The following is a 20256-nucleotide window of genomic DNA, read 5'->3' on the forward strand; positions in this document are numbered from 1 at the left end:
CCAGGAGCGGGCGCCTGCTAGTGCCCGTTCCCTCCGCCATTGCCGCCACCGTTGCCGCTGCCGCCACCCTTGCCTCCGTGACCTCCGCCGAAGCCTCCGCCGAAGCCTCCGCCAAGGCCGCCGCCGAAACCGCCACCGGAGCCACTGCCTTTACCACCGCCGAAACCACCACCAAAGCCGCCGCCTTGGCCACCGCCGGGGCCACCGCTGGAGCCGCAGCTGGAGCCGCCGCAACCGCAGCCGCTCCCGCTTCCACCGCCGCTGCTTCCACCGCCGCTACTTCCACCACTGCTACTTCCACCACTGCTACTTCCACCGCCGCTACTTCCACCGCCACCATTCCCCTTGCCGCTCCCACCTGCGCCTCCACTGGAACTGCCGCCTCGTCCCGCGGCAGCCGCCCCAGCCCCAGTGCCGCTGCCGCCCGACCCCGATCCGCTATTGCTGGCGCTCGCCACGCCGTTGTTGCCACCGCCACCGCCACCCGCGTGGCGACGGCATCCGCCGACACCGGTGCCGATGCAGTCGCGCGGCACGAAGACCGCGGCGGCATCGTCGGCGGCGGTCGCGTCGCCGAGCGCGCTGCCGGTAGCCACGGCATCCGGCGGCGCGCTTTCGCTCTGCGCGACTTGCGTTGGACCTCGCTCGCTGCTGCCCGGCACTGACGCGTCGGTCGACACCATCCACTTTGGGATCACATCGATCGATGCCGGGTACGCGAACTCGATCGTCAGTGCAATCACGCCCGCGACGATCACAGCGCTGCGCATCACCCCGCAGTAGTACTGATCGAATTTTCTGGTCCTAATCGCATCTCTCCCGAGGGAACGACGGTACCTCGTTGCCGCCATTCCCAGGCTGACCCCGCAGCGGCGGCCCTGTCTGAACGCGGACCTCAGCGCCCCGGGTCTGCGTGGCCGATGCCACACAGCCACCCGTCGTTGTCTTCTGTGCTGCGTAGCCGTTGCATCGATGTCGGCACTCGCATGCATCGCCGCGATATGGTTGCCGTGATCTTCGCGGTCAGTGCGTCGCTTCGCAGCGAACCTGTTAAGGCGAAGATCCCGTGTTCCTTCGCAGTCGTTCGGCTTCGACTTTCTGGACGACACTTAGCGATATCCATGCCATTGGTTGCGAAGCCTTGCGCCGGCAAGCGTGCGATAGGGATGTGCGATGCGTACGCTGAAAAAGCGCATGAAAACGTTTCGAGGATGAAACGCGTCGGCGCAAAGGCGCCGTCTACTGCGCTATGCGTTGCGGCCGGCGTTCTGCGGCGCGTGAGGGGAGTGGTCGTCGGCGGGAACTTCGCGCAGCTCATCGCGTGAGCCGCTTTGCAGCGCGCGCAAGGTGTCGACGGGGATATGGCAGCGGATTCGATGCGCGGCCGATGGGGCAGCGTCGCCCTTGCCGTTACCGGCGTCGGCGTCGAGAAAGGGCGGATCCTGCTGCTCGCAGATCGCACCGAGCTTGCGCGGACAGCGTGTGTGAAAGACGCAACCCGACGGCGGCGAGATCGCGCTCGGCAGATCGCCGGACAAGCGGATGCGAGCCCGCTTGTCCTGAGCATTGAGCGTCGGCACCGACGACAGCAGCGCCTCGGTATAAGGATGCTGCGGCCCGTCGAACACGGCCGCAGCCGGCCCGATTTCAAGGAGCCTGCCGAGATACAGCACGGCGATGCGATCCGCGAGATAGCGCACCACATGCAGGTCATGCGAGATGAACACGTAGCTGACGCCGCGCTCGCGTTGCAGGTCGGCGAGCAGGTTGAGGATCGCGGCCTGCACGGAGACATCGAGCGCGGAAGTCGGCTCGTCGCAGACCACCACGCGCGGCTCGCCGGCAAACGCGCGGGCAATCGCGACGCGCTGCTTGAGGCCGCCCGACAACTGCCGCGTGCGCGAGTCGAGATAGCGCTCCGGCAAACGCACGGCCGACGTCAACGCGGCGAGCCGTGCGTCGATCGCCGGGCCGCGCAAGCCGGTGAGGCGCGTCAGCGCGCGGCCGATCAGCCGCTTCACCGAATGCGCGCGATTGAGCGCCGAGTCGGGATTCTGGAACACGATCTGCAGCGACTTCACCTGCTCGTCGCTGCGTCGTGTGACCCGCGCGGCGAGCGGCGCGCCGTCGAGTTCGAGCACGCTGCCCGCATCGGGCGTGAGCAGGCCGAGCATCAGCTTCGCGAGCGTCGTCTTGCCGCTGCCCGATTCGCCAACGAGGCCGAGCGTTTCGCCGCCGGCGAGGTCGATCGAGACATCGTCGAGCGCGCGCAGCGAGGCGCCGGATACGGGGAACGTCTTCGACAGTTTGCGTGCGCGTAGCACGACTGTGGCCGATGAATCGTCCACCGAGCCGCGTTGACTTTCAACCGGTGCGTCCGGCATCGCGCGCGGCAACTCGATTGCGCGCTCATGGTAGTGGCAACGCGACATCTGATCGCCGTGCGCGACCGAGAGCCGGTACGGCGGCGGCGCTTCGCGGCGGCAGCGCTCGTCGGCGAGACGGCAGCGGTCGGCGTAAATGCAGCCCTGCGTGACCGAGCCCGGTGACGGCAAACCGCCCGCGATCGTATCGAGCCGCTCGCTGTCCTTGCTGCGCCCGGTCGTGGGCAAGCAGCGCAACAGCCCGACCGTGTAGGGATGACGCGGCCGCGTGAAGACATCGCGGGTCGCGCCTTCTTCGACGAGCTTGCCCGCGTAGAGCACGCCGACGCGCTCGCACATTCGCCCGATCACCGCGAGGTTGTGGCTGATGAAGAGCACGGCGGTGCCGAGTTCCTCGCGCAACTGCGCGACGAGGTCGAGCACTTCCGCTTCGACGGTGGCGTCGAGCCCGGTGGTCGGTTCGTCGAGGATCAGCAGCGCGGGGTTCGATGCGAGCGCCATCGCGATCACCACGCGCTGCTGCATGCCGCCCGATAATTGATGAGGATAGCTGTCCATTACCTGTTCGGGCGCGGCAATGCGCACACGCTTGAGCATGTCCAGCGCGCCGTGCAGTGCGTCCTCGCGCGTGGCGCCCGCGGCTTCGAAGGCTTCGGAGACCTGCCGCGCGATCGTCAGCGATGGGTTCAATGCGCGCCCCGGGTCCTGATAGACCATTGAAATGCGGTTGGCACGCAGCTCGCGCAGCGCATCGGCATCGAGCTTCTGCACGTCAGCACCGGCGATCATGATCTTGCCCGCCTTCACCGTGCCGTTACGCGGCAGATAGCGCACCGTCGCCATTGCGACGGTCGATTTGCCGCAGCCCGACTCGCCGACGAGCCCATAGGCTTCGCCGCGCCGCACGCGAAACGAGACATCCTGCAGCACTTCGCGATCGCGTCCGCGAATCCGGTAGGTGACGGTCAGGCCGACCACCGTGAGCGCATCGGTGCGATCGCTTTTCGACACGTCGAAGGCGGCGAACGGGGAGGGCGGCGTTGTGTTCATCGGTCGAGCACGCCTTGCACGCTGTCGGCGATCAGATTCACGCCGACCACCAGCGTCGCGATCGCGCCGGCCGAGAACACCACGGTCCACCATGCGCCGCCCGCCATCAACGTGTACGACTCGGACAGCGCGAGCCCCCAGTCGGCCGACGGCGGTTGAATACCGAAGCCGAGAAACGACAGCGTGGCGACCGCGAAGATCGCATAGCCGAGGCGCACGGTCGCCTCGACGATGATCGGCGGCAGCACGTTCGGCAGGATCTCGACGAACATGATGTACGGCGCGCGCTCGCCGCGCAGTTGCGCGGCGGCCACGTAGTCGAGATGCCGTTCGGCGAACACGGCGGCGCGCACGGTGCGCGCGGTGATCGGCGTGAAGGTGATGCCGATCACGAGGATCACCGTGACGTTGCTCGCACCGACCGCCGCCAGTGCGAGCAACGCGACGATCACGAGCGGCAGCGCGAGTACCGCGTCGATCGCGCGGCCGACCACGTTGTCCACCCAGCCCTCGAAATAGCCGACGATCAGACCCAGCGCCGTGCCCGCCGCCGTGCCGAGCAGCGTCGCGAGCGGCGCGATCGTGAGGATGTCGCGCGCGCCGACGATTACGCGCGAGAACACGTCGCGGCCGAGCTGGTCGGTGCCGAACCAGTGCGTATGGTCGGGCGGCAGCAGCGAATTGAGCGGATCGGACGCATACGGATCGAGGCGCACGATCCACTGCCCGGCGAGCGCGCAGACGATCCACCACGCGACGATCACCACGCCCACCACGAAGGTGGGCGAACGCAGCAGGAGGCGCAGCTGATCGAAGCGCGGTTCGGTGGCCGCGGCTCGAGAGGGAGGTGCGAGCGTGCTCATTCCGCGCTCCTCACGCGCAGCCGCGGATTGAGCAGCACATGCAGCGCATCGGCGACGAGATTGGCGAGCGTGTAGACCACGCCGATCGTCAGCACGCCCGCTTCGAGCATCGGAAAGTCCTTGGCCTTGGCGGCGTTGTAGATCAGCGAGCCGATGCCCTGATAGTGGAACAGCGTCTCGACCACCACGAGCCCGCCGATCATGTAGCCGAGCTGCGTCGCCGCCACCGTGATGGTCGGCAGCAGCGCATTGCGCAACACGTGCCGCCAGATCACGACATGGCGCGGCAAACCTTTGAGGATCGCAGTGCGCGTGTAGTCCGCGTCGAGCGCTTCGACGGTGCCCGCGCGCGCCATTCTCGCGATGTAGCCGAAGAACACCAGCACCAGCGGCAGTACCGGCAGCACCAGATGCCGTAGCTGTTCGAGCGCGCTCGCTTGCGGCGGATACGACGCTTCGATCGGCAGCCAGCGCAGCCACACGCCGAACACCAGAATCAGCACGATCGACGAAACGAATTCCGGCACCACGGTCGCCGACAACCCGGCGATGCTGATCGTGCGGTCGAGCCAGCGGCCCGCGTGCATGGCCGACCACACGCCGCCCGCAATGCCGAGCGGCACGACGACGATGAACGCGAGCAGCCCGAGCCTGGCCGAATGCGCGAGCGCGTCGGCGATGAACGGCCCGACCGGCTCGCGATACGCGTACGAGAGCCCCATGTCGCCGCGCACGAAATGCGTGATCCAGTCTACGTATTGCGTGAAAAGCGGCCGGTCCGCGCCGAGCTGATGATTGAGCGCGGCGACTGCCTGCGCATCGGCGAGCGGCCCGAGCACCGCGCGGCCGATGTCGCCGGGCAGCAACTGGCCGCCCGCGAACACGATCACCGACAACAGCCACAGCGTGATCAACGACAAGCCCACGCGCGTGCCGAGAAACCGCGCGACGCGGCCCGCGTTGCCGTTCGATGCGCGGGGGGCGGAGGGGGACGCCGTGGCCGACATCGTAAGCTCCTGCCGAAGGCGGCGCCGGCGCTTACGCGCTCAGCACCGCGCGGTCGAAATAGAGTTGCGCGAGCGCGGTGAAGCGCACGCCGTTTACGCCTTTGCGCATCGCGATGAGCTGATCGTAGAAGAACGGAATGATGACCGGCGTTTCGTCGAGCAGCAGCGTCTGGATCTGTCCGGAGATTTTCTTCTGCGTGCCGAGGTCGATCGCCGCGACGAATTGCGCGACCAGCTGATCGTATTGCGGATTCCTGAAATGCGCGGCGTTCCACGTGCCGGTGCTCGTGAGCGGCGCATTCAGAAACACGTTCGGCACGCCGCGATGGCCGTAGTCGGTAATGCCGAGCGGCGAGTCGAGCCAGTCGGATTTGCCTGGCGTGCCCGCGCCGTAGTACAGCGACTGACTCTCGACCTTCAGATTGATACGCACACCGATCGCCTTCGCCGCGTTCTGCACGACCACCGCGAGGTCGGGAATCTCCATGTACTTCTCGGTGGTCAGCGTGACGTCGAAACCGTTGGGCACGCCCGCTTGCGCGAGCAGCTGCTTTGCCTTCGCGATATCGACCTTGCGTTGCGGCACGCCCGCATCCGATGACGGAAACACCGGCGCGAACGGACTGTCGTTGCCGAGTTGTGCGCGCCCCTTGAAGAGGCCGCGCACCAGCACGTCGCGATCGAGCGACAACGCCAGCGCTTCACGCACGCGCTTGTCCTTGAACAGCGGAGTGTCGTTGCGCATGTGAATCTGCCGATGCGCGCTCGACTTCACTCCGATGGCCTTGTAGTCGGGATTGTTCAGAATGCCGGCGCCGCCCTGCACGGTGAAGGTGCCCATCACGTCCGCCTGATGGCCTTGCAAAGCGAGCAGCTGGGCCTGCTGATCGGCGTAGAACGAAAACTGTACGCGTTGCGGTAACGCTTTCTCGCCCCAGTAGTCGGGATTGCGTACGAATGACGCGCCGACCTTCGGCTGATACTTCTCGAACCTGAACGGACCCGTGCCGATGAAGCTCTTTTCATAACCGCCTGCGTAGTTCGCGGGCAGGATCACGGCGTTGTAATTGTCCGAGGAGACGTAGTACGGGAAGTTGCCGTTCGGCGCATCGAGATGAAACGCGACCGTGTGCTCGTCGACGACTTTCGCGCCGCCTTTCGACAGCACGCCCTTTAGCACGGAGAGCGCCGCCGACCCGCTCGCGGGATCGGCCAGACGGTCGAACGTGGCGGCCACGTCTTTCGCGGTGAACGGCTGGCCATCGTGGAACTTGACGTTTTGGCGCAGCTTGAAGGTCCACACGTCGCCCTTGTCGTTCGGTTGCCACGACAACGCGAGCGCGGGTTTGAGCATCAGCTTTTCGCCGTCGTCGTCGATCAGGAATTCGCCGGTCTGGTTCAGCAGCGCGAGACTGGCGGCATCGGTCACGGTGAGCGGATCGACCGCGCCTGCGGGCGTCAGGTGGGCGACGCGGATCGTCTGGTTGCCGGCACCCGGCGCGCCTTGCGCTCGTGCTCGCGGCGCAGTCAGCACGCCGCCGCCCGCGAGCGCCAAACCGATTACGCTTGCATGGCGCAGCAGCTCGCGGCGCGTGATGCGGCCGGTGAGGAATTCGTCGATAGCGTGGTTGCCGTGGGCGTCGGCGGTGAGGCGGGCTGCGTCGAGTGCGAGAAATCGGTCCGCGGGAGTTTTCATCGATGGAGAGTCCAGTCCGTTCGGTTGCCGGTTCTGAAGAGCTGCGCAAGCCTGCGCAAAGCCGGTTCAGTGTAAGCGATTGCTCGCGGGTCTGGCGCGCCTGCGACGCTCGGAGGTGGCCGATTGGCCGATAAAAGAGCCGCTGTGTATCGTCATCACAACGTTCGACGCCGGCCTTGCAGCGCAGGTGGAATTCGCGCGCGGGTGCTTATGCAGGGTAATGAGCAGCTTCATGAGCACGTTCATGCGCCGCATCGGGCCATGCGATGGCGCCGTCGCGGACGAATCGCCGATGCCGCGCCGCCATCCTTACCGGCCGCCTCGCCCGCATCGGGTTGGATTTACCGCGCCACCGCGCCCGGCCGCCGCCAGCGATGGAACAGCACCGAGCCGATCCAGCACGCCATGAAGGCCGCGACGATCGCGTAACCCAGCGCGCCGAAGCGCTCGTTGACGCTCGCCACCGCGTCCCACATGCCGCCGCTCCAACCGAGCTTGTCCGACAGCAGCCCGAGCGCCTCGACACCGCCGATCACGATCGCCACCATCGCCGACACGAACGTGATGCTCGCGTTGTAGTAGAGCTTGCGCTTCGGGTCGTCCATCGCCCAGCCGTAGGCGTGCACCATCAGCACGTTGTCGGTGGAATCGACGAGCGTCATGCCCGCGGTGAAGAGCGCGGGGAACACGAGGATCGAATACAGCGGCAGACCGGTGCCCGCCTGCGAGGCGGCGATCGCCAGCAAGCCGATCTCGGTCGCGGTGTCGAAGCCGAGGCCGAACAGCACGCCGACGGGGTACATGTGCCAGCTTTGGGTGACGAGCCGGAACAGCGGGCGCAAGGCGCGCGACAGCAGGCCCGCTGGCGCGATCGAATCAACCGCTTGCGCAGGCAGCTCACCGCCGCGTTGAACATGACGATAACGGCGCCACACGTCGCGCAGAATCACGAGATTGACGGCCGCGAGCACCAGCAGGAAGGTCGCGGACACGAGCGTGCCGACCGTGCCGCCCACTTCCTTGAAGGTCTCGAAACGGCCGTGCAGCGAATGCGCAGTCCACGCAATGCCGATGGTCGCGGCGATCACGATCGTCGAGTGTCCGAGCGAAAACGCGAGACCCACGCCGAGTGGCCGCTTGCCGCTTTGCATCAGCTTGCGCGTGACGGCGTCGATCGCCGCGATGTGATCCGCGTCGACCGCATGACGCAGGCCGAAGCCGTACGCGAGCAGCGCGGTGCCGAGCAGCAGCGGGTAGTGGCGAAAGGCGATCAGCGCCCACGCCCAGGCGCCGAGATTGGCGGCAATCAGGATCGCGTACAGCGAGAGCAGGCGAGGGCGCAGCGAAGCGGTCGGCGTCATGAGTCGCGGGGTGATGGGTGGATAGTCGAGTTAGTGATCGTGCGGATGCTTGTGAATCGGATCGACCCAGTAGACCGTTTCGGGCGCTTCCGCGGCGTCGATGTTCAGATTGACCACCACCGCTTCGTTGTCGCTGCGCACCAGCACGCATTCGAGCGGCTCGTCGGTGCTCGCGTTGATCTCCTGATGCGGCACATAGGGCGGCACGAAGATGAAGTCGCCGGGGCCTGCCTCAGCGGTGAACTCCAGATGCTCGCCCCAACGCATGCGAGCCTGGCCGCGCACGACGTAGATCACGCTTTCGAGCGCGCCATGATGATGCGCGCCGGTCTTCGCATTCGGATGGATCGTGACGGTGCCGGCCCAGATTTTCTGCGCGCCGACCCGGGCGGCGTTGATCGCGGCGGCGCGGTTCATGCCCGGCGTTTGCGCGGTGTTGCTGTCGAGCTGGTCGCCCTTGATGACCTTCACACCGTGCTCGCGCCAATCGACGGGCGTGGCCGGTTGCTCGGCGCCATGTTCGGCGCGGTAGTGCGGGTGTTCGTGATCCTGGCTCATGGTGTCTCCTCCTGGGCATTGCCCCGGTGCTCGGCTCGGCGCCGTCAGGCATTTTTGCACGTTCAAAAACGGCTGTGTGGACAACCGCATCAACGCCGCCCCCGCCGGGCGAGGGACGAAAAAAAGCCCGTTCACGTGGAACGGGCTCCGGGTGCTCCGCGTGGGCCGCTGCAAGCGCGGCGGCTTGGTTGCAGCGCTTGCGCTTACTTCTGCTTCGCGTTGATCACGGCTTCGGCGACGTTATTCGGCGTTTCCGCGTAATGCTTGAACTCCATCGTGTAGGTCGCGCGGCCCTGGGTGGCCGAACGCAGCGATGTCGAGTAGCCGAACATCTCCGCGAGCGGCACTTCGGCGCGCACCAGCTTGCCGCCGCCGCCGGCGATGTCTTCCATGCCCTGCACGAGTCCGCGACGGCTCGACAGGTCGCCCATCACATTGCCCATGAAGTCTTCGGGCGTTTCCACTTCGACGGCCATCATCGGTTCGAGCAGCACGGGTTTCGCCTTGCGCATCGCTTCCTTGAACGCCATCGAGCCGGCCATGCGGAACGCGTTTTCATTCGAGTCGACGTCGTGGTACGAACCGAAGGTCAGCGTCACCTTCACGTCGACCACCGGATAGCCCGCGAGCACGCCGGCCTTCAGCGTTTCCACGATGCCCTTGTCGACGGCCGGAATGTATTCGCGCGGAATCACGCCGCCCTTGATCGCGTCGACGAACTCGTAGCCCTTGCCTTGCGGCGCCGGTTCGAGCGTGATGACCGCGTGGCCGTACTGACCGCGCCCGCCCGACTGCTTGACGAACTTGCCTTCGATATCTTCGACCTTGTTGCGCACCGTTTCGCGATACGCGACCTGCGGCTTGCCGACGGTCGCCTCGACGCCGAACTCGCGCTTCATCCGGTCGACCAGAATTTCGAGGTGCAGCTCGCCCATCCCGGAGATGATCGTCTGGCCGGATTCCTCATCGGTTTGCACGCGGAACGACGGGTCTTCCTGGGCGAGACGGTTCAGCGCGATGCCCATCTTTTCCTGATCGACCTTGGTCTTCGGTTCGACGGCTTGCGAGATCACCGGCTCCGGGAAGATCATCTTTTCGAGGATGATCACGTGGTTCGGATCGCACAGCGTGTCGCCGGTGGTCGCTTCCTTCAGGCCGACGGCCGCGGCGATGTCGCCCGCGTAGACTTCCTTGATTTCCTTGCGCTCGTTCGCGTGCATCTGCAGGATCCGGCCGAGACGCTCCTTCTTTTCCTTGATCGCGTTGTAGACCGTGTCGCCCGAATTCACCACGCCCGAATAGACGCGGAAGAAAATCAGCTGGCCGACGAACGGGTCCGTCATGATCTTGAAGGCGAGCGCGGAGAACGGATCGGTGTCGTTCGGATGACGCTCGATTTCCTTGTCGTGTTCGTCGTGACCGGTAATCGCGGGCACATCGACCGGCGACGGCAGGTAGTCGATCACCGCGTCGAGCATGGCCTGCACGCCCTTGTTCTTGAACGCGCTGCCGCACAGCATCGGCACGATTTCATTGGCGATGCAGCGCGCGCGGATGCCGTGCTTGATTTCGTCTTCGGTGAGCGTGTCGCCGCCCAGGTATTTTTCGAGCAGCGTCTCGTTCGCCTCGGCGGCGGCTTCGACCATCTTGTCGTGCCACTCCTTCGCCGTAGCCGCGAGTTCCGCCGGAATATCGCGGTACTCGAACTTGATGCCCTGGTTCTCTTCGTCCCAGAAGATCGCTTTCATCTTGACCAGATCGACCACGCCCTGGAAGTGCTCTTCCGCGCCGATCGGAATCTGGATCGGCACCGCGACGCCCTTCAGGCGATCGCCGATCTGCCGCTGCACGCGAAAGAAGTCCGCGCCGACGCGGTCCATCTTGTTGACGAACGCGATGCGCGGCACCTTGTACTTGTTCGCCTGGCGCCACACGGTTTCCGACTGCGGCTGCACGCCGCCGACCGAGTCGTACACCATGCACGCGCCGTCGAGCACGCGCATCGAGCGCTCCACTTCGATCGTGAAGTCGACGTGGCCCGGGGTGTCGATGATGTTGATCCGGTGTTCGGGATAGTTGCCGGCCATGCCTTTCCAGAAGGCGGTGGTGGCCGCCGACGTGATGGTGATGCCGCGCTCCTGCTCCTGTTCCATCCAGTCCATCGTCGCCGCACCGTCGTGAACCTCGCCGATCTTGTGGGTCACGCCGGTGTAGAACAGGATGCGTTCAGTGGTGGTGGTTTTGCCGGCATCGATGTGAGCGCTAATGCCGATATTCCGGTAGCGCTCGATGGGAGTCTTGCGGGGCACGTGAACCTCCTTGGAATGGCGCGCCTGAAACGCTTGCCGGGCGGCGCTCTGGCCGCCCGGGGAACCTGGTGCTGCTTTACTGAGATTACAAGGATAGCGCGTCGGCCTGTCTTTTGCAGGAATCTTGCCAGCCGGGCGCGAGCGCCTGCCAGCGGGGCTTCGGCCGCCGCGCATGGCGCAATGACGCGACGGCGGCGAGGCGGCCCGAATGTAAAAAAGCCGGCGCCTCGCGAGAGGCACCGGCTTTTCGACGAGCGGTGAAACCCGGCGGGAGCGCCCGCCGATACCGTCGTCGAAACGGCTTATTGCTGTACCGCCGGCAAACCCTGAATCTGCATCCCCGGTTTGATGCCCTTCGACGTGAACCAGCCTTTGGGCATTTCCAGCGCGAACACACCGTTGTGCGTCGGGCAATGGTTGTTGGTGGTCTCGGCCTGCATCTCATCGATGTCGGTGATCGTGCCGTCCGCGCGCATGAACGCAATCGACAGCGGGATCAGCGTGTTCTTCATCCAGAAGCAATGCCCTGCGTTCTCGTTGAAGACAAACAGCATGCCTTCGTTCGGCCCGAGATTCGTGCGGTACATCAAGCCTTGCTCACGGTCCGCGTCGTTGGCGGCGACGGCGGCATCGATCACGAACATGCCCGCGGTCAGCTTCACACGCGGAAATTCGCTGGGCTGCTTCGCACCAGCCGGCATCTGCTGCGCGTGAGCAGGGGCAGCGGTGGTGGCGGTGAACGACAACGCGGCGAGCGGCAATGCAACGGCAACAGCGAAACGCGCAATCAACGAGCGCATGGGAAATCGCACGGCATGACTCCTTGCTGGAAATTAACCCGCGAATGTTACGCGAGCGCGTCAAAAACAAAAAGGCAGATCGCCTTGCGGTGATCTGCCTTACAACGCCGTAAGAACGGCAGTGAAGCTTGTTCTTGACTGCGTTTTTACAACAAACTTACTCCGATGCTGCCGAAGCTGCAGCAGCAGTTGCTGCCTTCTTGTGCGACTTCTTGTGAGCGTGCTTCGTGGTCTTCTTTGCCGACGAAGCTGCTGCTGCCGGAGCTGCCGAAGCTGCTTCCGGTGCCGAAGCTTGTGCGAATGCTGCCGTTGCGAAGAGGCCAGCGACCAGAGCGGCGATCAGTTTGTTCATTGTGTGAATCCTCAGCTTGAGTTAATTAACCAAATGACCCGGCTATATGTAGAGTCATGTCGGTAAACGTGCCATCCACCTTTCGGTTGACAGGCGCATCGAACAAATTTTTTTCGACACGTCTGCGTAGCGCTCAGACTCCCCGCGCGCGCCGCAAAACGGCTTGCGCAAAGGGCCCTTCAGGCTGAATGCCGGATAGCTTCGGGCGGCATCTGCGTCGAATAACGCGTGAGCTCGCACACCGGTTGACGAAAATTTTCTGGAAATTTCTATCGTGAAAGCGCGATGTCGATGTGTAGCTTCGCTGCTATCGCAAGCGTGTTGGTTTCACGTTTTTTTGTGGAAGTTTCACGCGTGTTTTTGTTTGCCGATACAACGGCTTAGCTTTTTTATTCGGCGTGAAACGTGCACACGTGAAGCGAGTTTCGCGAATGCGCGCGCAGACGGTCGAGCGTTCGGATCACACTCAGACGACACCTTCCCAAGGCGCCTTCGATGGTAATTCGACACTTTCTCCGGGTTGAAGGCCGAGTGAAAAAATGTCAAGCGCACCGATGCCGACGCGCACCAGACGCAGCGTCGGAAAACCGACCGCGGCTGTCATGCGGCGCACCTGACGGTTCTTGCCTTCGGTGATCGACAACTCGATCCACGTGGTCGGTATCGCCGCGCGATAACGGATTGGCGGCGTGCGTGTCCAGAGCGTGTCGTTCGGTTCGACATAGTCGGCGCGGCAGGGGCGCGTCACGTAATCGCCGAGATCGACGCCGCGTGCGAGCTTCTTCAACGCGGCTGTGTCGAGCGCGCCTTCCACTTGCGCCCAATATCGTTTGACGAGCTTATGACGCGGCTCGGCGATGCGGGCTTGCAGCGCGCCATCGTCGGTGAGAAGCAGCAGTCCTTCGCTGTCGGAGTCGAGCCGGCCCGCCGGATAGACGCCGGGCACCTTGACCCAGTCGGCCAGCGAGGCACGCGTCTCATGCGGCGAGAATTGACAGATGGTGCCGAACGGCTTGTTCAGTGCGAGAAGGCGCATAGGGAAACGAATGTGAGTCGCGCGGACACGGGCGCGACGGCCAGCGTCGCGAAATCTTCGGGGGAGCCGCCGGTGCGGCATTGAATGGCGCGATGATAATGCATAAACGAGACGGTCTTTCTCCTGTCCTATAAAAGACCCATGAGTCGGCGCGAGGCTTCACGGTTTGCGTCCATGTTGGAAAACCCCGAGCCGTTGCCGGATGGCTGCGCGGGGCGCGTGGGCTAGAATAGCGGCCAGGCTTGCTTGCGAGCGTCCTGGCATTGCGCGTAGCGAGGAGCGCCCATTTTCGCAGTCTCCCTTCAGCTTTCTGCACAGCCTTCACTGGAGTCCGATCATGTCGTATCAGCACATCAAGGTTCCGACCGGTGGTGACAAGATCACTGTCAACGCCGATTTCTCGCTCAATGTTTCCGACCAGCCGATCATTCCGTTCATCGAAGGCGACGGTACGGGTCTCGACATCACGCCGGTCATGCTGAAGGTCGTGGATGCAGCGGTGGAGAAGGCGTACGCAGGCAAGAAGAAAATCCACTGGATGGAAATCTACGCGGGCGAGAAAGCGACCAAGGTGTACGGCCCGGACGTGTGGCTGCCGGAAGAGACGCTGCAGGTGGTCAAGGAATACATCGTGTCGATCAAGGGGCCGCTCACCACGCCGGTCGGCGGCGGCATCCGTTCGCTGAACGTCGCGCTGCGCCAGGAGCTCGACCTGTATGTGTGTCTGCGGCCCGTCCAGTATTTCAAGGGCGTGCCGTCGCCGGTGCGCGAGCCCGAGAAGACCAACATGGTGATCTTCCGCGAGAACTCGGAAGACATCTATGCGGGCATCGAATGGGCGGCTGAATCGGAGCAGGCCAAGAAGGTCATCAAGTTCCTGCAGGACGAGATGGGCGTGAAGAAGATCCGCTTTCCGGAGTCGTCGGGGATCGGCATCAAGCCGGTGTCGCGCGAAGGCACCGAGCGTCTGGTGCGCAAGGCGATCCAGTACGCGATCGACAACGATCGCCGTTCGGTCACGCTGGTGCACAAGGGCAACATCATGAAGTTCACCGAAGGCGCGTTCCGTGACTACGGCTATGCGCTCGCGCAAAAGGAATTCGGCGCGGAACTGATCGACGGCGGCCCGTGGATGAAGGTCAAGAATCCGAAGACGGGCGGCGACATCGTGGTGAAAGACGTGATCGCCGATGCGTTCCTGCAGCAGATCCTGTTGCGCCCGGCCGAATACGACGTGATCGCCACGCTGAACCTGAACGGCGACTATGTCTCTGATGCGCTGGCCGCGCAGGTCGGCGGCATCGGCATCGCCCCGGGAGCGAATCTGTCGGACTCGGTCGCGATGTTCGAAGCGACGCACGGCACGGCGCCGAAATACGCGGGCAAGGACTATGTGAATCCGGGTTCGGAAATTCTCTCGGCGGAAATGATGCTGCGCCACATCGGCTGGACCGAAGCGGCGGATCTGATCATCCATTCGATGGAGAAATCGATTCTGCAAAAACGCGTCACTTACGACTTCGCACGCCTGATGGAAGGCGCGACCCAGGTGTCGTGCTCGGGCTTCGGCCAGGTGATGATCGAGAATATGTAGAACGAAGCGAACTGAATTATTCAGTTCGCATGAAAAGCCCTGGCATCGCAAGAAGGCCGGGGCATTTTTTTGCCCACTCGTGGAAGCGGCCGCCATCGATCCGAAGAGCGGGCAGCGTGAGCGCGAAATCCGCCGGCAGCCAAAAAATACGGATGTACCCGATAATTGGGAGCCACGACTGTCCGATAAGAACTAACGAAACGACAAAAGCGCCGCACAAAAAAAGAAACCCGGCAAGCCGGGCTTCAAAGGACGGGTAACGAACAGCCTCAGGCGGGTGCCTGAATGTTCGATGCCTGTTTGCCTTTCGGGCCTTGAACGACCTCGAAGGTTACCTTTTGGCCTTCCTTGAGGGTCTTGAACCCATTCATCTGGATGGCCGAGAAGTGTGCAAACAGATCCTCACCACCTTCATCCGGCGTGATGAATCCGAAACCTTTTGCGTCATTGAACCATTTGACCGTACCAGTTGCCATTCCAACATCCCCTGTAACTCATGTCACTACCACGAGCCCTCGAAAAGCGCCGCGACCACGCAAGTAGCCGCTCCCTCCTCACAAGCTCACCATCGGCATTTTTTCGAAATTATGGCTCGGTGAAAAAAGTGCCAGCTTGATTGTTGGGGCTCTTTATTCGAGTGTCAAGAAAATTTTGAGATGTCGTTGTCGCGTTGCAAACAAGCGCTTTCCAGGGGTTTTTCCCGCTTCCGTTATGTGCGGTTGCGCAAGCGGGCCGTCTTGAAAAGTCGCATAATCGACTCACATGCTGTGCTACGGGCCGCCCGCCGCCGTCAGGCTCCGGCGGCGCCGGCAACCAGCTCCGGCAGGTTGTGCGATACTCGATCCGACTGCGGTGCAACACGGCCGCGCTGCATCATTGGATAGGGGCCGGCTCCGCAATCGGCTCGTCGAATCGCACATGCATGGCGGGTCATTCACCCATCACGCAGAAGCGAACGGGCTCACCGGCGGGTTGACCGGGTTTTGACAGGATTGCGGGCCTGTCCTAGTTGTTTAGAATGGGTGTATGGCGATTATCCCGGACAAGCAGGACGGCACCGTACTGGAGCGGCAGGAGAAGAAGCTCAAGCCGCCATCCATGTACAAGGTGGTGCTGCTGAATGACGACTTCACGCCAATGGAATTTGTCGTGATGATCGTGCAGGAATATTTCAATAAAGATCGTGAAACCGCAACGCAGGTGATGTTGAAGGTGCATCGCGAGGGCAGGGGAGTTTGTGGGGTCTATACGCGGGACATCGCGTCGACCAAAGTCGAGCAAGTCGTTACCCACGCACGGCAGGCCGGGCATCCGCTGCAGTGTGTGATGGAGGAAGCATGATTGCCCAGGAACTGGAAGTCAGCCTGCACATGGCGTTCATGGAAGCACGCCAGGCGCGGCACGAGTTCATAACGGTCGAACATCTTTTGCTGGCACTGTTGGACAATCCGACAGCGGCGGAGGTGTTGCGTGCATGCGCGGCCAATATCGAGGATCTGCGTCAGAACCTGCGCAACTTCATTCATGACAACACGCCAACCGTGCCCGGCACGGACGACGTCGACACGCAGCCCACGCTGGGTTTCCAGCGTGTGATCCAGCGCGCGATCATGCATGTGCAGTCCACCTCGAACGGCAAGAAGGAAGTGACCGGCGCGAACGTGCTGGTGGCGATCTTCGGCGAGAAGGATTCGCACGCGGTGTACTACCTGCAGCAGCAGGGCGTGACGCGTCTGGACGTGGTCAATTTCATCTCGCATGGCATCGCCAAGACGAGCAGCACGGACGCCGCGAAAGCGAGCGACGCGAATGCCGAGTCTGACGAAGCCGCCGCGCAGAAGGAAACGCCGCTCGCCCAGTTCACGCAGAACCTGAACCAGATGGCGAAGGACGGCCGCATCGATCCGCTGATCGGGCGCGAGTCGGAAGTCGAGCGCGTGGTCCAGGTGCTGTGCCGCCGGCGCAAGAACAATCCGCTGCTGGTCGGTGAGGCCGGCGTCGGCAAGACGGCGATCGCCGAAGGTCTCGCGTGGCGTATTACGCGCGGTGAAGTGCCGGACATCCTCGCGGATGCGCAGGTGTATTCGCTCGACATGGGCGCGCTGCTCGCTGGTACCAAGTACCGCGGCGACTTCGAGCAGCGGCTGAAGACGGTCCTCAAGGAGTTGAAGGAACGTCCGCACGCAATCCTGTTCATCGACGAAATTCACACGCTGATCGGCGCGGGCGCCGCGTCGGGCGGCACACTGGACGCGTCGAATCTGCTGAAGCCGGCATTGTCCTCGGGCACCCTCAAGTGCATCGGCGCGACCACGTTCACGGAATATCGCGGCATCTTCGAAAAAGACGCGGCCCTGTCGCGCCGTTTCCAGAAGGTCGACGTGACCGAGCCGACCGTCGAGCAGACGGTAGCGATCCTGCGTGGCCTCAAGTCGCGTTTCGAAGAGCACCACGGCGTGAAGTATTCGTCGGGCGCGCTGTCGGCGGCGGCTGAGTTGTCGGCACGCTTCATCACGGATCGTCATCTGCCGGACAAGGCGATCGACGTGATCGACGAAGCGGGCGCCGCGCAACGCATCCTGCCGAAGTCGAAGCAGAAGAAGACCATCGGCAAGAACGAGATCGAGGAAATCATCTCGAAGATCGCCCGTGTCCCGCCGCAAAGCGTGTCGCAAGACGATCGCAGCAAGCTGCAAACGCTCGATCGCGATCTGAAGAGTGTGGTGTTCGGGCAAGACCCGGCCATCGACGCGCTGTCGGCCGCGATCAAGATGGCGCGTGCGGGTCTCGGCAAGCTGGACAAGCCGATCGGCGCGTTCCTGTTCTCCGGCCCCACGGGTGTCGGCAAGACGGAAGTGGCGAAGCAGCTGGCGTTCACGCTGGGTATCGAACTGATCCGCTTCGACATGTCGGAATACATGGAGCGTCACGCGGTCAGCCGGTTGATCGGCGCGCCGCCGGGCTATGTCGGTTTCGACCAGGGCGGTCTGCTGACCGAAGCCGTCACGAAGAAGCCGCATTGCGTGCTGCTGCTCGACGAAATCGAGAAGGCGCACCCGGACATCTACAACGTGCTGCTGCAGGTGATGGACCACGGCACGTTGACGGACAACAACGGCCGCAAGGCGGACTTCCGCAACGTCATCATCATCATGACGACGAATGCGGGTGCCGAGGCGATGGGCAAGTCGGTGATCGGCTTCACGAACCGCCGGGAAGCCGGCGACGAGATGGTCGACATCAAGCGCATGTTCACGCCGGAGTTCCGTAACCGTCTGGACGCGACGATCAGCTTCCGTTCGCTCGATGAAGAAATCATCATGCGCGTGGTCGACAAGTTCCTGATGCAGCTGGAAGATCAGTTGCACGAGAAGAAGGTCGATGCGCTCTTCACCGACGCGTTGCGCAAGCATCTCGCCAAACACGGTTTCGATCCGTTGATGGGCGCGCGGCCAATGCAGCGTCTGATCCAGGACACGATCCGTCGTGCGCTGGCCGACGAACTGCTGTTCGGCAAGCTGATGAACGGCGGCCGGGTCTCGGTCGACGTGGATGCGGAAGACAAGGTGCAGTTGACCTTCGACGAGCATCCGGCGCCGCGCAATCCGAATCCGGAAGCGGTCGAAGTCGAGTAAGGCGGCGAATAAGTCTCAGGCAGTATTGAAGAAAGCAGAACGGCGCGGGTTCAACCCCGCGCCGTTCTGCTTTTTGCGCCCTGATTTGCGTCGTTCAGGGTTAGTGCTTGCCGGTACTGCCGAAGCCGCCCGCACCGCGCTCGCTTTGTTCGAAATCATCGACGATGTTGAACTCGGCCTGCACGACCGGCACGATCACGAGTTGCGCAAGGCGCTCCATCGGATTCAGCACGAATGTCGTTTGGCCACGATTCCACGTCGAGATCATCAGTTGACCCTGGTAATCGGAGTCGATCAGGCCGACCAGATTGCCGAGCACGATCCCATGCTTATGTCCCAGTCCCGAACGCGGCAGAATCAGCGCCGCATAGCCCGGGTCGCCGACGTGAATCGCGAGGCCGGTCGGCACCAGCGCGGTTTCGCCGGGCTTCAGCGTCAACGGCTCGTCGAGGCAGGCACGCAGATCGAGGCCGGCACTGCCGGTGGTCGCGTAAGCCGGGAGTTGCTCGCGCATGCGCGCATCGAGAATCTTCAGGTCGAGTTTCATGCAGATTGGAGTGAGGTTAGGGCGTGGTGTTTGAGCCGAGCTGGAATGCGTCGGCGAGAAGTTCATAGGAGCGCAGCCGGGCGCGATAGCTGCCTGCGACGGTCAGCACCATCAGCTCGTCTGCCTGGAATTGCTCCTGCAATGCATGTAGCCGCTCGGTGACCATCTCCGGCGTACCGATGATGCTGCGTGGCTTTTCTCGTGCAATCACGAGTTGTTCGCGCTCGCCATACTCCTGCTCGATCCCCTGTTCGATGTTTGGAATGGGTTCGTTCAGGCCGTACGCCATTTGAACGCGACGCAGGTCGACGGCCTTTTCCAGATCGGCGGCTTCCTGTTCCGTATCCGCGCAAATCACGAAGACGGCAGCGGCCAGATACGCTTGCTGCGTTTCCTGACTGGCCTTGAAGCGTTCGCGATAGGCAAGGGCCACCTGATGCCCGAAATGCGCATTGATGAAATGCGCGAACGCGAAGCGAATGCCGAGCTGCGCGGCGAGCAAGCCGCCGAATTCGCTCGAACCGAGCATCCACAGTTGCGGACGCGTGTCGATCTGTGGCTGCAGCAGCACGCCATGCGCGATGTGGTCCTCGGGGAGCGTCCCGTGCATCAGGCCGAGCAGGTCGGCGACCTGCTGCGGAAAAATGTCGCCGCGGTTGTAGTCGCCGGCGGCAACCGCCTGTGCTGTGCGCATGTCGCCTCCCGGTGCGCGTCCCACGCCGAGATCGATGCGATTCGGGAACAGCGCCTCGAGCATCATGAATTGCTCGGCGACCTTGAACGGGCTGTAGTACGGCAGCATCACGCCGCCGGAGCCGAGGCGGATGCGTTGGGTCACGCTCCCAAGGCGGGCCAGCATGACCTCGGGACAAGGATTCGATACGCCACGCAAGCCGTGATGTTCGGCGCACCAATAGCGCGTGTAGCCAAGGTCGTCGGCGAGCTGCGCGAGTTCGATGGTGGCGGCGATGGCGTCCGCCACCGAGTGCCCGGCGATCACGGGCGTTTGATCGAGCACGGAAAGTAGCGTCATGTCAGTGGCTCCAGATGATCCGATTCGTCAG

General features: G+C 63.3%; 17 protein-coding genes. 3 read left to right on the forward strand and 14 right to left on the reverse strand.

Annotation, left to right across the window (positions count from 1 at the left end; genetic code table 11):
• Nucleotides 1-17: 17 nt before the first annotated feature.
• From PQQ53_RS07590 to PQQ53_RS07640, 11 genes are all read right to left on the reverse strand, one after another.
• Nucleotides 18-770, reverse strand: coding sequence for a hypothetical protein (locus tag PQQ53_RS07590; protein WP_408323586.1), 753 nt, complete (start codon nt 768-770; stop codon nt 18-20).
• Between the two features lie 477 nt (nt 771-1247).
• Nucleotides 1248-3434: an ABC transporter ATP-binding protein gene (locus PQQ53_RS07595; protein WP_408323587.1), complete on the reverse strand. Its 2187-nt coding sequence runs from the start codon at nt 3432-3434 to the stop codon at nt 1248-1250.
• Nucleotides 3431-4297: an ABC transporter permease gene (locus PQQ53_RS07600; RefSeq protein ID WP_408140627.1), complete on the reverse strand. Its 867-nt coding sequence runs from the start codon at nt 4295-4297 to the stop codon at nt 3431-3433. Before PQQ53_RS07600 ends, PQQ53_RS07595 begins: the two co-directional genes overlap by 4 nt.
• Entirely contained in the window at nt 4294-5304 is a 1011-nt protein-coding gene (locus PQQ53_RS07605; RefSeq protein WP_408140629.1) for an ABC transporter permease, read from the reverse strand. Before PQQ53_RS07605 ends, PQQ53_RS07600 begins: the two co-directional genes overlap by 4 nt.
• 31 nt (nt 5305-5335) lie before the next feature.
• Nucleotides 5336-7000: an ABC transporter substrate-binding protein gene (locus PQQ53_RS07610; RefSeq protein WP_408323588.1), complete on the reverse strand. Its 1665-nt coding sequence runs from the start codon at nt 6998-7000 to the stop codon at nt 5336-5338.
• A gap of 341 nt (nt 7001-7341) precedes the next feature.
• On the reverse strand, nt 7342-8361 hold the full coding sequence (locus PQQ53_RS07615; protein WP_408323589.1) for a HoxN/HupN/NixA family nickel/cobalt transporter: 1020 nt from the start codon (nt 8359-8361) through the stop codon (nt 7342-7344).
• A gap of 30 nt (nt 8362-8391) precedes the next feature.
• The gene (locus PQQ53_RS07620; RefSeq protein WP_408140634.1) at nt 8392-8919 is read right to left on the reverse strand and encodes a cupin domain-containing protein; all 528 of its coding nucleotides are present in this window, start codon (nt 8917-8919) and stop codon (nt 8392-8394) included.
• A gap of 203 nt (nt 8920-9122) precedes the next feature.
• Nucleotides 9123-11228 carry an elongation factor G gene (gene fusA, locus PQQ53_RS07625; protein WP_408140636.1) on the reverse strand — a complete coding sequence of 702 codons (2106 nt, stop codon included), beginning with the start codon at nt 11226-11228 and terminating at the stop codon, nt 9123-9125.
• 302 nt (nt 11229-11530) lie between these two features.
• On the reverse strand, nt 11531-12040 hold the full coding sequence (locus PQQ53_RS07630; protein WP_408152438.1) for a DUF192 domain-containing protein: 510 nt from the start codon (nt 12038-12040) through the stop codon (nt 11531-11533).
• 145 nt (nt 12041-12185) lie between these two features.
• Nucleotides 12186-12380, reverse strand: coding sequence for a hypothetical protein (locus PQQ53_RS07635; protein ID WP_408140640.1), 195 nt, complete (start codon nt 12378-12380; stop codon nt 12186-12188).
• 466 nt (nt 12381-12846) lie between these two features.
• On the reverse strand, nt 12847-13416 hold the full coding sequence (locus tag PQQ53_RS07640) for a pseudouridine synthase (protein WP_408152439.1): 570 nt from the start codon (nt 13414-13416) through the stop codon (nt 12847-12849).
• Nucleotides 13417-13753: 337 nt separating this feature from the next.
• Here PQQ53_RS07640 and icd point away from each other — a divergent pair, with 337 nt between their 5' ends.
• Nucleotides 13754-15010 carry an NADP-dependent isocitrate dehydrogenase gene (gene icd / locus PQQ53_RS07645; RefSeq protein WP_408140644.1) on the forward strand — a complete coding sequence of 419 codons (1257 nt, stop codon included), beginning with the start codon at nt 13754-13756 and terminating at the stop codon, nt 15008-15010.
• A 269-nt stretch (nt 15011-15279) separates the two neighbouring features.
• Here the strand turns inward: icd and PQQ53_RS07650 are convergent, their stop codons facing one another.
• Nucleotides 15280-15486, reverse strand: coding sequence for a cold-shock protein (locus PQQ53_RS07650; RefSeq protein WP_007180614.1), 207 nt, complete (start codon nt 15484-15486; stop codon nt 15280-15282).
• A gap of 550 nt (nt 15487-16036) precedes the next feature.
• Between PQQ53_RS07650 and clpS the strand changes: the two genes are divergently transcribed.
• Nucleotides 16037-16351 (forward strand): ATP-dependent Clp protease adapter ClpS, encoded by a 315-nt coding sequence (gene clpS / locus PQQ53_RS07655; protein ID WP_006050100.1) that lies wholly within the window; start codon nt 16037-16039, stop codon nt 16349-16351.
• The gene (gene clpA, locus PQQ53_RS07660; RefSeq protein ID WP_042321496.1) at nt 16348-18645 is read left to right on the forward strand and encodes an ATP-dependent Clp protease ATP-binding subunit ClpA; all 2298 of its coding nucleotides are present in this window, start codon (nt 16348-16350) and stop codon (nt 18643-18645) included. Before clpS ends, clpA begins: the two co-directional genes overlap by 4 nt.
• A gap of 100 nt (nt 18646-18745) precedes the next feature.
• On the opposite strand, the gene dut is transcribed toward clpA, so the two are convergent.
• Both dut and PQQ53_RS07670 read right to left on the reverse strand, forming a co-directional pair.
• Complete coding sequence (dut, locus tag PQQ53_RS07665) at nt 18746-19192, reverse strand: dUTP diphosphatase (protein ID WP_408140646.1); 447 nt, start codon at nt 19190-19192, stop codon at nt 18746-18748.
• Between the two features lie 16 nt (nt 19193-19208).
• Nucleotides 19209-20225, reverse strand: coding sequence for an LLM class flavin-dependent oxidoreductase (locus PQQ53_RS07670; RefSeq protein WP_408323590.1), 1017 nt, complete (start codon nt 20223-20225; stop codon nt 19209-19211).
• Between the last annotated feature and the right edge of the window lie 31 nt (nt 20226-20256).

The sequence above is a fragment of the Paraburkholderia strydomiana genome (genome assembly GCF_046030495.1).
Lineage (GTDB): Bacteria > Pseudomonadota > Gammaproteobacteria > Burkholderiales > Burkholderiaceae > Paraburkholderia > Paraburkholderia strydomiana_A.

Coding starts and splice junctions, on each gene's coding strand:
- PQQ53_RS07635 (WP_408140640.1), bottom strand. CDS start 12,380: ATGAACAAACTGATCGCCGCTCTGGTCGCTGGCCTCTTCGCAACGGCA.
- PQQ53_RS07595 (WP_408323587.1), bottom strand. CDS start 3,434: ATGAACACAACGCCGCCCTCCCCGTTCGCCGCCTTCGACGTGTCGAAA.
- PQQ53_RS07610 (WP_408323588.1), bottom strand. CDS start 7,000: ATGAAAACTCCCGCGGACCGATTTCTCGCACTCGACGCAGCCCGCCTC.
- PQQ53_RS07600 (WP_408140627.1), bottom strand. CDS start 4,297: ATGAGCACGCTCGCACCTCCCTCTCGAGCCGCGGCCACCGAACCGCGC.
- PQQ53_RS07670 (WP_408323590.1), bottom strand. CDS start 20,225: ATGACGCTACTTTCCGTGCTCGATCAAACGCCCGTGATCGCCGGGCAC.
- PQQ53_RS07615 (WP_408323589.1), bottom strand. CDS start 8,361: ATGACGCCGACCGCTTCGCTGCGCCCTCGCCTGCTCTCGCTGTACGCG.
- PQQ53_RS07640 (WP_408152439.1), bottom strand. CDS start 13,416: ATGCGCCTTCTCGCACTGAACAAGCCGTTCGGCACCATCTGTCAATTC.
- PQQ53_RS07620 (WP_408140634.1), bottom strand. CDS start 8,919: ATGAGCCAGGATCACGAACACCCGCACTACCGCGCCGAACATGGCGCC.
- dut (WP_408140646.1), bottom strand. CDS start 19,192: ATGAAACTCGACCTGAAGATTCTCGATGCGCGCATGCGCGAGCAACTC.
- PQQ53_RS07590 (WP_408323586.1), bottom strand. CDS start 770: ATGCGCAGCGCTGTGATCGTCGCGGGCGTGATTGCACTGACGATCGAG.
- clpS (WP_006050100.1), top strand. CDS start 16,037: ATGGCGATTATCCCGGACAAGCAGGACGGCACCGTACTGGAGCGGCAG.
- icd (WP_408140644.1), top strand. CDS start 13,754: ATGTCGTATCAGCACATCAAGGTTCCGACCGGTGGTGACAAGATCACT.
- clpA (WP_042321496.1), top strand. CDS start 16,348: ATGATTGCCCAGGAACTGGAAGTCAGCCTGCACATGGCGTTCATGGAA.
- PQQ53_RS07650 (WP_007180614.1), bottom strand. CDS start 15,486: ATGGCAACTGGTACGGTCAAATGGTTCAATGACGCAAAAGGTTTCGGA.
- PQQ53_RS07605 (WP_408140629.1), bottom strand. CDS start 5,304: ATGTCGGCCACGGCGTCCCCCTCCGCCCCCCGCGCATCGAACGGCAAC.